Source organism: Microbacterium dextranolyticum (genome assembly GCF_016907295.1).
GTDB classification, from domain to species: domain Bacteria; phylum Actinomycetota; class Actinomycetes; order Actinomycetales; family Microbacteriaceae; genus Microbacterium; species Microbacterium dextranolyticum.
On record NZ_JAFBBR010000001.1, the window covers coordinates 2,818,024 to 2,830,565 of the forward strand.

11 protein-coding genes are annotated in these 12,542 nt (G+C 67.0%); all 11 read right to left on the reverse strand.

Annotation, left to right across the window (positions count from 1 at the left end; translation table 11 throughout):
• Nucleotides 1–98 precede the first annotated feature (98 nt).
• A complete protein-coding gene (locus tag JOE64_RS12825) occupies nt 99–1,220 on the reverse strand; it encodes a DUF3322 domain-containing protein (RefSeq protein WP_204964614.1) in 1,122 nt (373 codons plus the stop codon).
• Nucleotides 1,217–4,570 carry an ATP-binding protein gene (locus JOE64_RS12830; protein WP_204964615.1) on the reverse strand — a complete coding sequence of 1,118 codons (3,354 nt, stop codon included), beginning with the start codon at nt 4,568–4,570 and terminating at the stop codon, nt 1,217–1,219. The genes JOE64_RS12825 and JOE64_RS12830 overlap by 4 nt, the downstream gene beginning before the upstream one ends.
• The gene (locus tag JOE64_RS12835) at nt 4,567–5,226 is read right to left on the reverse strand and encodes a DUF4194 domain-containing protein (protein ID WP_005052813.1); all 660 of its coding nucleotides are present in this window, start codon (nt 5,224–5,226) and stop codon (nt 4,567–4,569) included. Before JOE64_RS12835 ends, JOE64_RS12830 begins: the two co-directional genes overlap by 4 nt.
• Nucleotides 5,223–6,674: a DUF3375 domain-containing protein gene (locus JOE64_RS12840; RefSeq protein ID WP_204964616.1), complete on the reverse strand. Its 1,452-nt coding sequence runs from the start codon at nt 6,672–6,674 to the stop codon at nt 5,223–5,225. Before JOE64_RS12840 ends, JOE64_RS12835 begins: the two co-directional genes overlap by 4 nt.
• A 65-nt stretch (nt 6,675–6,739) precedes the next feature.
• On the reverse strand, nt 6,740–7,261 hold the full coding sequence (locus JOE64_RS12845; RefSeq protein ID WP_204964617.1) for a DUF1877 family protein: 522 nt from the start codon (nt 7,259–7,261) through the stop codon (nt 6,740–6,742).
• Between the two features lie 478 nt (nt 7,262–7,739).
• Nucleotides 7,740–8,966, reverse strand: coding sequence for a Dyp-type peroxidase (locus tag JOE64_RS12850; RefSeq protein WP_204964618.1), 1,227 nt, complete (start codon nt 8,964–8,966; stop codon nt 7,740–7,742).
• Complete coding sequence (locus tag JOE64_RS12855) at nt 8,966–9,520, reverse strand: copper chaperone PCu(A)C (RefSeq protein WP_005052829.1); 555 nt, start codon at nt 9,518–9,520, stop codon at nt 8,966–8,968. Before JOE64_RS12855 ends, JOE64_RS12850 begins: the two co-directional genes overlap by 1 nt.
• Complete coding sequence (locus tag JOE64_RS12860) at nt 9,517–10,092, reverse strand: copper resistance CopC family protein (protein WP_239531771.1); 576 nt, start codon at nt 10,090–10,092, stop codon at nt 9,517–9,519. Before JOE64_RS12860 ends, JOE64_RS12855 begins: the two co-directional genes overlap by 4 nt.
• A gap of 74 nt (nt 10,093–10,166) precedes the next feature.
• Nucleotides 10,167–10,703 carry a hypothetical protein gene (locus JOE64_RS12865; RefSeq protein ID WP_204964619.1) on the reverse strand — a complete coding sequence of 179 codons (537 nt, stop codon included), beginning with the start codon at nt 10,701–10,703 and terminating at the stop codon, nt 10,167–10,169.
• A gap of 548 nt (nt 10,704–11,251) precedes the next feature.
• A complete protein-coding gene (locus JOE64_RS12870) occupies nt 11,252–11,836 on the reverse strand; it encodes a PIN domain-containing protein (protein WP_204964620.1) in 585 nt (194 codons plus the stop codon).
• Nucleotides 11,837–11,861: 25 nt separating this feature from the next.
• The gene (locus JOE64_RS12875; protein ID WP_271202591.1) at nt 11,862–12,323 is read right to left on the reverse strand and encodes a helix-turn-helix domain-containing protein; all 462 of its coding nucleotides are present in this window, start codon (nt 12,321–12,323) and stop codon (nt 11,862–11,864) included.
• Nucleotides 12,324–12,542: the final 219 nt, after the last annotated feature.

The window sequence follows — 12,542 nt, forward strand, 5'->3', positions numbered from 1 at the left end:
TACACGTAAACGCAGGAGGTTGCGTTTGTTGCGATTACGGTAGCACGCGTCGCTGACAGGCCAATAGGAGCGCGCTGGGGCAACGATCAGATGCCTCGTCAGGACACCCCGAGCCGTTCGAGCGCGTAACTCCACGGGAGGCGCTCCTGCTCGAGGCGTATGTTGCCCTCCGCGCTCAGCGACTGAAGAGTCGCGCGCTCATCAGGCTTGAGCAGCTCGAACACGCCGACGTTCGGATCCGGATCGGTCCCCCACAGATCACGGTGAGCGAACAGAGTATCCATATCCATCAACGCCGACGTTGCGTCCACACCCCTGGCTCGAAGTCGGTTGAGTATGGCGAATCCGTGCGAATCGAGATCGCCCCAGTAGGTGACCGTCTGCGCCCACGGGAGGCGGGCGACGAGATCGACGCGGTGACCACCACCGTGCACTGCTACAGCTCGGGGCACATCCGGCATCGCGAGCAGGGTGGCGAGGTTCTCGAACACGAACACGCGCTCGGGTCGGATCGTGCTTGCCGCAAGGTCGTCGACGGGCGCCGACACATCGGTGAGCCCCTGGAACGAGAGCGACGGATCGAGAGCACGGATCCGTATGAGCGGTGACGGCTCGCGAAGGCCCAGTCCGGGCGCTCCGGTTCCCGCCCGATGCAACGCCTCGACGAGTCCGCGGCGAGATTCGATCCATTTGGTGTGGATGCCGCGGATCGGCAGTTCCCGCACCAGGTGGCCCGATTCCGGGTTCTCGCGCAACCAGGCCAGCACATGGACGAGCCTGGCGAAATCGGCGCCATCGAGATCGCTGATCGCGCGGCCATGGGCGCGGAGCACACCGCTGGCGTCGGAACCGGCCAGGCCCCTCAACTTGTCAAGTCGCGCCATCAGACGTCGCCAACCCTCCGCCTCGCCCGCCGCTCGAGCGATCGAATCCGAACCGCGCAGCACCGCGCGAACGGGGACTTCCTGCGACCCGATGCGTGACCAATGGCGGACGACCCACTCGAGCTCGATACCCGAATCCTCGCTCACACCGCGCCAGGCGTCGACCCACCGTCGAACCAGATTGAGATCGTCCAGCGCCTCCCGCTCCGTTGGCGGGCGTAGCGGAACGTCGAGCACGACATCGGTCTGCTGCTCGGCGGCCCAGGTGCGTGCATCGCGGTCGAAGAGCTTCTTCGCCCGCGCGCGCAGGTCAGACGGTGTGACAAGCGTGGTCACACGCGCGACTCCGCGTGCGGCGGGGTGGCGACCTCAGGTTCACCGACCGAGAACACCACGTTCGCCAGCCGTGAGGCGTCGCGGTCGGCGTTCGATACCGACGTGATCGCACCCACGTACGGCTCGAGCGTCTGCAGCAGCTTCTGCGGTGTCGCGAGGATCATGTGGAATCCGAACTCGCGGAACACCTCCATCGCGTTGCGCGTGTATCGGCTGTCAGCCTTGTCGAACGCCTCATCGAGCACGATCGACCCGAACCTCGGAACCTCGTCCTCTTCTTCAGTCAGCTGGTACCGCAGCGCTGCCGCGAGGCAGAAGATGACGAGCTTCTGTCGCTGACCACCCGACAAGCCCTCTGCGGAGTCATACACCCGCACAACGCGGCCGGCGACGTCCTTCTCCCGCGCGAGGAAGCTCACGTGAAGCCTCGTGTCGAGCACCCGGTTGCGCCAATCGATGTCGACGCGGTCCTTGGATCCGAGTCGACCGATTACGCGCTGCAGCACGGCGAATCGTTGCTCGGCACCGGCGGCCGACTCGTCGGCCCAGTTGCCTTCAACGATGCGACGGAGGTCCGTGAGGAACTCGTCGACCTCCGGGGTCCGCGTCGTCTTCACATCGATCTCGAGGAAGCGGTCCGCTCCCTCGAACGGGGACCGCCCCAGGGATGCGTTGACGGGGAGGATTCGCTCACGGATGAGACCCGGGGCGTCGCGGAGGTCGCTGAGCAAGTGTGCGACGACGTCCTGCGATCGTTCCCGCAACAGCTTGCGGAACTCGGACTCCTTCTCGGGCAGGCCGCGGGCGATGATGCCTTCGCGCAGTTCCCGGTAGCCGTAGCGGTCGCGGATGTCAGCAGTCAGCTCTGCGGATGCAGCGGGCCACCCGAGCCGAAACTCGGCGGCGCGCCCGGCGAAGCTGGCCTCAGCATCCGCTGCGCGGCTGGCCGAGGCGTCCTTCTCCTTCGAGAGTGCCGACTGCACCTTTCGCGCGACTTCGTCCACCGTCTCCAGGCTCACGGAGCGTCGCTCGGCTCGGAACCGGCCTTCGAGGGCGTCGGCGATCCGCTCCTCGACCGGTGCATATGGGGTGGCCTCGAGTTCGGCGACGTGTGCCGCGATGCTTTCGACGTGACTGCGGGCGACAGCGTGGGCTCCGAGCGCTCGTGCGTGCTTCGCGTTCGTTTCGTCCAGTCGCCGGGTCGCTCGCTCCGCGGCCTCCTGTGCTTCGCGGAGAGTCCCCGACTCGCTGGTGAGCACCCGGAGATCGTCGCGCTGGGCCGCGGTGACCGCCATCGCAGTTGCGAGGTCCACTTGGTCCCAGCTGAACGTCGATACGCGTGTGAAGACGTCGCGCCGACTGACCGCGTCCTGACGAAACGAGTCGGCCTCGGCGTCGCGGGCGGATGCTTCCTCCATCGCCGCCATCGCGTCCCGCCGACGCTCAAGCAATGCCTCGAGCCGCGCGTGGGTGTCGCCGCCCAGCACCCATCGAGTGGCATCACCGACCTCGTGACGGTCGTCCTTCTCATACCTGCGTGAGTTGCGCTTGACCAGGCCGCCGATCGTGACGCCACGCTCGACGTCATCAAGCTCGTCGGGGTGCGAAACGCAGGCGTAGTCGAACTCGGAGGCCATGCGCTTGCGGACGTAGGACGCGAAGGGCCCATCGCTCACCGCGAGGCGATGAACGAGCGAGCGGGCATCCTTGGGGCGACGCGGCTCGTCGACGGCGTGCGGGACCGCTTCGATGACGAGCCGGACACCGAGTGTCCGCGAGTCGGCTGCCCGACGTGCGGCGACAAGATGTTCGTCCCGCACGAGGAGCGTCGACGCAAACGGAGCGAGCACTCGCTCTGCCGCGCCGCGCCAGGCGGAGTGCTGCTCGGCGACCGAGATCAGCTCGCCCGCAAAGGGGAATGTCGATGCCGGCACACCGACAGCGTCCGCGAGGAATCGTCGTGCGCTCAGAAGCTTCTCGTCGAGGTTGCTCCGGTGATCTCTCAGCGCCTGTATCTGCCTGGTGACTTCGTCCAGCGCCTTACGCGCCTGACTCGCGGCGTCACGGACCTCATACGACACAGCGGGGATGTCGCGCGCAACCTCGGTGACGGCCGCGGCAAGGAGCTCCGCAAACTGCTCGGGGTCTTCGGGCATTGGTGCGCCGATGCGCATCAGCTCTGCGGTCAACTGAGCTCGATATTGCCTAGTGACGTCCTCGGCACGCTGCGCACTGTCGATCCGCTCCTGCAGAAGCTCGACGCGCGCGCCGCCCTCGTCCCGGACCCGCGCCTTCGCGGTTTCCAGCGCCTCTGCCGCCAACCGCTGCTCTCGCGCGGTGTCGCTCAGGTCGCTCTCGGCGCGCGCCAGCGCGGCGCGTGCGGGGCCCGCGGCTTCCTTCGCGAGCCGCAACTTGAGTCCCGCTGTGAAGGGCTCGACCCCCTCGTGCAGATCGGAGATCGCCGCCATCTCAGCGCCGGCCAAGTCGAACGCGGTGATCGCCTCGTCGACCTTGCGGAGCGCATCAGCCTGCTTCCTCAGGTCGACCACGTGCTTGTGCGCGGCATCGAGCTCCGTGAACTGCTCAACGGCGGTCTCGGCCCGCGCGAAGGTCCCTGGCTGGTCGAGCATGAACCCGCGGAACAACGCGTCGAGGGTGCCGAGGTTCTTCGCTGATTGTGTCTTGTGGAGAAGCTGAAGCGTCGCATCTCCGCGGAAGCCGAACTGACGGATGATCCGCTCGTGAAAGCGTCCGTGTCTCCCGCCGGTGGTGATCAGCGCGTCGGGGAAGGCCTTCGACATGCGACGCGCGTCAATTCCGCCTTCGACGTGCGGCTTCACGTCGAGAAGCTTCACGTGACCGCGGGTGAAGATCCGTGCGTCCTTCAACGCGGTCGGTTCGGTGCGCGTGCCCGGTGCGTGGAACACCCGCAGCAGGACGACCGGTTCATCGCGGAGATTCTCGTAGCGCAGCAGGATGCCGCTCCAGGTTGCCTTCGAGCGCAGGTAGGTCGTGGTGGCCCGATCGGCAGTCTCGTCAGCTTCCTTGCTCCAGGCGCCACGCACATAGCTCATCAGCGTCCGATCGCTCTGCCGGGAAGCACCATCCTGAGCCGCCGCGTTGAGGCGCAGCCACCTGTCGGGGGTGAGGACGGCGGCAATCGCGTCGAGTAGCGACGACTTGCCCGATCCGGATGCGCCGGTGAACAGGTGGCCGGCGCGCGCGACATCCACGGAGACGTGGCCGGCGAACGTGCCCCAGTTGACGAGTTCGATTTGGGCGAGTCGCCACTGGCCGGGCCTGGTCGGATCGACCTCCGGCTCGTCGGTGGGGAAGCTCAGCATCGTCATTCTGTGTCATCCTCGGCATCCGTCGACGGGGCAGCGGATTCTCCTCCGCCCTCTCGGGCGATCCGGTGGTACTCCGATGTGATCGCGCGGATCTGGTCGGCATCGACGAGCAGTCGGAGCACGGGCGAAATCTCGGCACGGTCATCGCCAACGGCGTGCAACACGCGGAGCTTGTTCTGCATCTTGTTCCACGACGAGTTGACGCGGCTCGCGAAGTCCTTCTCATCACGGTCCGGGGTGCGGAACACGGCGAGCTGCTCGAACACCTCCGCCTGCCCGACGATCACCCGACCGCGACCCTCCTCGCTCAGCAGCGTCTGGCGCAAGACAAGCAGCATTGCGGTGTCGAGGAACGTCAACGCCTCAGACCGCACTGCCTTCGGGGCGTCCTCGGACGGAGCGTTGCGGACGAAGGCGAACTCGTTGTCCCGATCGATGACCAATTCGAGGAACAGATCGGCGAGCCGGGAGCGGAGGACAGCCTCGTCGGTGAGCAGCACCGCCCACAGCTGCGCCTCGCGCGCTCCGGAAAGATACGGGCCACGCACCAGACGCAGCAAGACGCGCCTCGTGCGATCAGGGAGTTCGCCGGCGTCGCCACGCCAGAGGCCTCCGTCCTCGTCGGGGGCGACATCCGCCGTGGTCGACTCGGTCATGCCACCGCTCCTGTGAATCGGTGCGCGGCCACAATCGCCGCACGCGGAACTCCGTCGGCGCCCTGCCAAGCGAGTACCTCGGGCTCATCGTCAACGGTGCCCTGCTCGGCGGCGATCGAGAGAAGTCCGATCACGCTGCCGACCCCCTGCGTCGCGGGGTATCGAGCAAGGACATCTGCGACGGTGCACGAGGGCACCTCGGCGAGCAGGTCGTTGACGTTCCGGGTGAGTTCGTCGAAGTCGATCTCGGTTTCGCGAGCGATCGCCCGCAGCTCCTCGAGGCTCGCGAGGGATGTCGTCTGCGTGACGATCTCTTCGGTGGCGGCGAATTCGGCGGGGTCGTGAAGGTCGATCGCCCCGACGCTCGACAGCGCAACGGCCGAGAGATCCAGCGTGAGAAACGTCGGATGCCACGGACGCGTGTGTGCGGCGGCTTGCACCCCCGCGTGCTGAGCCTCCCGCAGAAGAGTCCGCAGGACCCGGTCGCGCTGGTAGTCCTGCGACTGCACGTAGCGGCGGAGCGCCCGGGCGAACAATGTGATGACATCGTGGATCTCCGCGCTTCGTCCCTTGAGCGTTGCGAGGAAGGCGCGCAGTGCCCGGCGCTCATCCGAGGTGAGATTACGAGCGAATCTGCGGTCGAGGATGCGACGGATGTCGGCCTCGAATGCGGCACCGAGTGCAGGGTCGAGCACGAGCTGGGAGAAGGCAGCGAAACTGCGGCCTGCATCCGAGTCGGAGATGTGGTCGATTCCGCGGAAGACTTCGTCGACGACTGACGCCTGAGAAACATCGGACTCGACGATCTTCGCCCTCAGCGACGCATTCAGCGTCTCGAACTCGGCACGCACCCGAGCAAAGTCGTCCGGCACGTCCGCCGCCTGCGCCAGCACGTCGCGAACGCGCTCGAGCGCCCGGTCTTCATCGATCGCGGACTCGTCACCGGAACGCAGGCTCTCGATCCGCCGCTCAATCGACTCGATCTCTTCCTCGAGTAGCGCGATGCGCGCTGACACGTCAGGATCGGTGTCGATCGCGAGGCGACGGACCTGCGCCGCAAGACTCGCAAGCCGAGACTCGGTCACACTCGAACGCGGGGCGGCACGCCCCTGCAAGAAGCGGATCCCGGCGATCGCATCCGGGGAAAGCTCGAGCGTCTCACCCCGCGCTTCCGATGACGGCCGACGCACCAGGAAGCCGGCCGATCGCCACTCCCCGCAGTACCCCTTCGCAGTCAGCGGCAAGATCAGCCCCTGCGCACGGAGCCGCTCGAGGTCGGCATCGATCCGCTCGTACAGCTCCTCAGCGTCGACTCGGCGCTCGTCTCCGCCCAGGTGGGTGCCGAGAAGACCGGCGACCACGGGTGCGCTGTCGGCTCGAAGCAGCTTCCACGCCGCATCGCGCTCCGCAAGCTGGGCGAGCTCGAGAACCTGGGCGACGGCGGGCACGCGTCCATTCTGAAGGAACACACCGACATCCGTTGACGCGGCGGCGGCGGATAGCTCGGGCTGAGTCACCCGATGAGGTAGACCATCCCGCGACCGTCTGTCGCGAGCGCCTCGACGAATTCCTGTGCCCGCGTGAGGTAGTCGAGAACGTAGCGGAGCTCGTCGTCATCGTCGGCTCCGCGCCGGCTGCGCCAAGTGCTCGCCCACGTTCGCACCCGGTCCTCGTCGATCGCACAGAGGTCGTCCCGAATCGCCGGCACCTCCGCCGGAAGGATCGTCCTCACCCAAGGGTCCCAACCCATGTCGTGCATTGTCACGTTCCCCTCGAACATCCGGTAGCACAAACCGGCGGCGGGGCTTCCGGACCCCGAGCGCGTGAGGGACCGCAAAGCGGTCCATGCCTTGTCGAGATAGAGCATGTCGCGCTTCGGCGAGACCTGCTCGAACGTCGCGACACTCACGCTCGCGTGCGGCTCCAGGCCCCATGCGTCAGCAAGCGGGTCACTGGAGAGGATGCTCTGCGGGTCATCGACCGCCTGCTGAGCGCGGTCGGCATCGAAGGCATATGCGTAATAGCGGATTCCCATGCGGCCAGCATGCGGACGAAGTCGCAGCCACGATCGCCGCATCCGACGCCGTGGGGAGAACGCGCCCGAATCCGCCGCTGTGGAGGCACGGAGGCCTTCGCATGGCCCCGCCCCTGGAGACCGAGGTATAAGCGCTCTCCGCCTCGCGCTCACGCACCCCAAACGGCGAGTCGAACAACCGCACGGCGAGCAGAAAGCTGCGTGCGACAGCACATGCTCGCCAGAATGCTCAGCACCACCTGCGTCGGCAACGGACAGGAGTGGGAGATTTCGTGGCAGAAGTGGATAAAAATAGCCCCTGATCAGGGCGTTTGAGGGCGGAGACGGAGGGATTTGAAATCGCGCCGATGGCAACCGAGGCCAACGGATACCGCGTGATTCCGCAGGTTCTGACGTCGCCGGCATCCGCTTCGATCAGGCCAGTTCGGTTCGATTCGTGGCAGGAACGTGGCGGCGATTCAGAGCCTTCACGTCGCGGTCACGCGAGGAGCGTCTCCCCGATGTATCCGCCCTCGGCGCAGCCCGGAGGCACGGCGAACACGGCCGATCCGATGGGAGTGGTCCATTCGTTGAGCAGGTCGAGGTCGTCCAGTCGACGCTGGATGGGCGTGAACTGCGCATCGACGTCGGCCTGGAACGAGACGAAGACGAGTCCGGAGTCGGAGACGTCGGACCCGGCGGGTCGCTCGTCGTAGTTGTAGGCGCGTCGGAAGATGCGCTGCGTCGTGTCGTCGGGTCGTGCACGCCGCATGTGGGAGAACTCGGGGATCACCGGGAAGCCGACCGAGGTCTTCGCCTCGAAGTCGGGTTCGTCGTGCTCTTGGGTGCCGGTAAGCGGCGCACCGTTGGAGAGCGTGCGCCCCACGGACTGCTCGCGGCCGGAGCGATCCAGCTTGTCCCACTTGTCGAGGTTCATGTGGATGCGGCGCACGACCATGCCGGTCCCGCCCGTGAGCCAGCCCTCGCCCGCCCAGACGACCGTGTCGAACTCGGTCGTCCCGGGCTTCGGATTCGATGTCCCGTCGACCTGACCGAACAGGTTCCGCATCGTCGTGCCGGGGGCGACGGATCCGTAAGCGCGGCGGAAGCCCTGCTGCGTCCACCGGACCGTCGTGAAACTGCGCGCATCCTTCAGCAGCATGCGCGTCGCGTGCGCGACGGTGAGCGGATCGTCGGCGGCCACCTGGATCAGCAGATCGCCGTGGCTGAACTCGTCCTGCAGCCGGTCCACGGCGAACGCCGGCAGCGGCTGCAGCCAGGCCGGCGCCGTGCCGGCGGCGCGGGCGACGAAGCCGGGACCGAAGGCGAACGTGACGGTCAGACGGGCAGGCGTCAGGGCGAGCTCTGGTTCGGAGTCGGCGAGGGCGCCGCGACCTTGAGTGAGCCGCTCGGCGTCGTCGGTGAGGATGCGCATGAGGCGTCGCAGGCCATCACGGTCGACCTCGTCGCGGAGGTCGAGGGCGACGAAAGTGCCGTGCGCCTGGGCATCCGTGTCGATGCCCGCCTGATGGATGCCGTGGAACGGCACGATCTCGGAACCGTTCAGCGGCGTGGACGGGGCGGCGGCAGTGGTGCCGGAGGGTGTGGTGAGGGCGAGGTCGATGCCGACGGCAGCCGCGGCGCCGACACCGGCGACAGTCCCTCCGAGGAGGAACTGCCGCCGGGTCGACCCGGATCGACGTGCGCCCTTGTCGGGCGCGCCCATCAGTTGCTCGGCGTCGGGGTGGGCGTCATGTCCATGTCCATGTCGCCGCCCTCGTAGTTCTCATTGGCGCCCGAGTAGTCCTTGACGGGCGCCGTGAACTCGTAGGTCGAGTCGTCGGAGAACGTCAGCGTGAAGGTCGTCTCGTCACCCGCCGCGAGCGGCGCAGTGAGATCCATCAGCATGATGTGGTTGCCACCGGGCTCCAGGTCGAAGCTGCCGCCGGCGGGAATGACGAACCCGCCCTGCTTCTCCTGCATGACCATCTCCCCCGCGTCATTCGCGACGGTCTCGTGGAGCTGGAGCATGGTGGATGCCGGGGATGCGGCCGACACGAGCGTGATGTCGTGGTCGGACCTGTTCTCGAGGGTGCCGAACGCGGCGGACATGCCGGACTCCGCCGACTTGACCCATGCGTCGGTGATGGTCACGGACTCGCCGTCCGTCGCAGCAGTCGTCGCGGCCGGAGCCGCCGTGGATGCACACCCGGAGAGGGCGAGCGCGGCGGCGGCGAGCAGGACGCCCAGTCGGGCGGTGGTCTTGGTGCGGGTGTTCATGTGGAGCGGGTGCCTTTCTTGCGGCGGAGAAGTTGGATGAGGGTGAAGACGGCGACGGCGACGATCGCCCCGCCGATTCCGATCAGCAGGATCCGCAGGACCCCCTGATCCTCGTGTGCGCCCTGCTCCTGCATGGCAGCCTGTGGCCCCGTCTCGTCGGTGGCCGCGCCGGTGGCGGCGGGTGTCCGTTCCAGCGGCGACGCATCGCCCACCGTGAAGGGCACCAATCCGCTGATCGGATGACCGTCCTCCGACACGACTCGCCAGCGGATCTCGTACCCGGCGTCCGGCATCCCGGACTGCAGACCGACCGTCACAACACCGTCGGTGACAACCGGCTCGTCGGCGACCCAGTCGCGGCCGGCGCCGTCGGCGACAATGACGGCTGCGCCGATCGTCAGGACTTCCGCCGAGAACGTCAGCGCCACCTCGCTCGGCGCGCTCGCGAGCTGCTCACCGATGGATGGCGTGCTGGCGATCAGTTCGTCGTGCGCGGCCGCGGGTGAGGCGAATCCGAGCACGCCCACGACTGCAGCGAGGACGGCGATAGCGAGAGAACGGGAACGGGACAAGGGGGTACCACCTGTCGATCGCGCGCCCGTCGGGCGCGCATGCGGGCGCCTCCCGCGTGGGCGGGAGGGCAGGATCAGAGCGCGATCGAGAGGGGTGGCCCGCGGCGCCGCTGCACCGTGAGATATGCGGCCGGAAGAGCGGACGGTGCGACACTGGTGCACGCGTGCCGCACGGGGGAAGGCCAGGAGATGTCGAAGGCGCCGCGCGAAACCGTTCGCTGCGCCCACGCGCGCAGCTCCCGCGCGAGCTCGAGCAGCACACGGACGGCGCGCTCTCCGTGGTACAGCGCGACGATCGTGACCACCGCGGCGATGCCGTGACCGATCCACATCCACGGGTCGGCGCACAGCGCAGCCACCGTGGGATCGGCGCCTTCGGGCAACGCCGTCATCGCGCCGTGCATGTGATCGTGCATCGTCATCGACGTGACCCCCGCGGACGGAGCGCCCATCACGAACAGCGCGTGGAAGAACAGCTGACTCGCCCCGACGCTCAACGCCAATCGCACACGAGAGAGATTTCGGCCCGCCAGCAGGCTGCTCACTGCGACGGCGAGCACCCACGGCGCGAAGATTCCGACCCAGCCCGGAACCACACCCCCTGCGATCACATGCGAAAGCAAGGCAGTGAAGGTGGCGATGGAAGCGACCACCGCACCGCGCGCAACGCGTGGTGCCCGAGATGCTCGCATACCTTCAGTCTGCCAGCAGATCGGCATGAGTCCGACCGTCGGATCACGACGCTTCCTCGCGACGATCCACCGCACCGGAGACGGAGGGATTCGCGGTCTCGGTCTAGCTCTCAGGTGACCGAAACCGCGCAGAGGACGAGCGCGCATCGAGCAGAACGCTCAGAAACTTCCCGCATGACCGCAAGACTGCTCAACGTCGAACATGTCGCGATCGTGGCAGGAATGGCGCATTTCATGGCAGAAGCGAAGAAAAACAACCTTTGACCAGGGCTTTGTGGCGGAGACGGAGGGATTTGAATTCGCGCCGTTGGTAATCGAGGTCAACTGAAACCGCGTGATCCTACGGGTTCTGACATCGCCGGCATCCGCTTCGATCAGGTCAGTTCGGTTCGATTCGTGGCAGAAACGTGGCAGTGATCGACGGGCGTTGCTGTGGCCGCGGGCCGCCTTCAACGCGCGATCCGAGCCTACGCCGACTCGGCTTCAGTCATCATGTCGACGGCTTCGATCATTCCGTACCTGTCTCGCAGAGTCTCGAGAATCTCGCCGACGGCGAGCGTCGCGCCGTAGCGGCCAGACCGGCTCGCGATCTCGTGCACCGCGGCGAGCGCGAGCCGCGGGTTGAGCGCGACAGTGTTCTTCGCGAACTCCCTGGCGCTGAGCACCTGGATGCCCGGCGGAATCCGGTCGGCGGGGAAGTCCTTGAGATTCTCGGTGACGATCGCGCCGGCTCCCGCGATGACAGCCGCAGCGAGCACATGCTCGTCGTCGGGATCGGGCAGCCCGAAAGTACCCTCGAGCGGTTGCCACCCATCAACTTCTGCGTCGGCGAACTCTCGGCGCATCGCGGCAATGAGGGTCGCGGCGCGGCGGGCAGCCTCCGCTACAGGCATCCCACGCTTCACAAACTTGGCTTCCTCGTGGAACCGGAGTTCGTCGAGAATCGCCGAACTCCATGTGGGTCGGTAGGTGCCCTCGATGGCGAGGGAAAGAAGGAAGTCGCGCTGCAGGCTCGGCCACAGCACGCTCGTGTCGAGAGCGGCCGTGAACATAGCGCAATCCTGTCAGGCGACGATCTCAGGCTCGGACGGCCCGCTTCGCTGCGACTGCCTTCCGGGCCGCTTTGAGGTCCTCGAGCGTCTGCTCGAGGTTGTCTTCGTCGAGGGTGTCGCGCGTGGCGGCGAGCATGTCGTACTGGCGAGCGCGGCGTCGCTCCCGGTACGCGAGGAGATCCGCGAGGATGACGCGGCGGTGCGTGCCGGCCTTCTCGAACGGGATCTCACCTTCGTCGAGCAGCTTCACGACTGTCGGGCGGCTCACGTTCAGCAGATCCGCCGCCTGCTGGGTGGTGAGCCGTGTCGCCTGCGGCACGACGGACACCGCCAGCCCGCTCTGCATCGCGTCCACGATCTTGCGGAGCGCGAGGTAGACCTCTTCCGGAAGCTCCACCTGGTCTCCTGGGCGTGCGCCCGCGAGGAAGTACCGCGGTTCGGGAAGAGCTCGACCGGCGGCCTCGTGAGCGGTGAGGAAGTCCAGCACAGGAGCGAGCTGGTCGCCACGTGACCGGTCGGCCAGGATTGATCGTCCGCTTTCAGCCGATAGATGACAAGGCGGCCATCGGCGTCGTCCACCAGACCGGCCTCATCGATGACGTCTTCAAGGCCGCCGCCACGAAGGTAACCGTGCGCCATGTCCGATCGCCCGACCAGATGCTCTCCCAGCGCCTCGAGCGCCGACCTGGGCGGATCGGTGTTGCTC

Excerpts from the sequence above, each read along its gene's own strand:
- JOE64_RS12830 (WP_204964615.1), bottom strand. The coding sequence starts at position 4,570 with ATGACGATGCTGAGCTTCCCCACCGACGAGCCGGAGGTCGATCCGACC.
- JOE64_RS12835 (WP_005052813.1), bottom strand. The coding sequence starts at position 5,226 with ATGACCGAGTCGACCACGGCGGATGTCGCCCCCGACGAGGACGGAGGC.
- JOE64_RS12845 (WP_204964617.1), bottom strand. The coding sequence starts at position 7,261 with ATGGGAATCCGCTATTACGCATATGCCTTCGATGCCGACCGCGCTCAG.
- JOE64_RS12850 (WP_204964618.1), bottom strand. The coding sequence starts at position 8,966 with ATGGGCGCGCCCGACAAGGGCGCACGTCGATCCGGGTCGACCCGGCGG.
- JOE64_RS12855 (WP_005052829.1), bottom strand. The coding sequence starts at position 9,520 with ATGAACACCCGCACCAAGACCACCGCCCGACTGGGCGTCCTGCTCGCC.
- JOE64_RS12870 (WP_204964620.1), bottom strand. The coding sequence starts at position 11,836 with ATGTTCACGGCCGCTCTCGACACGAGCGTGCTGTGGCCGAGCCTGCAG.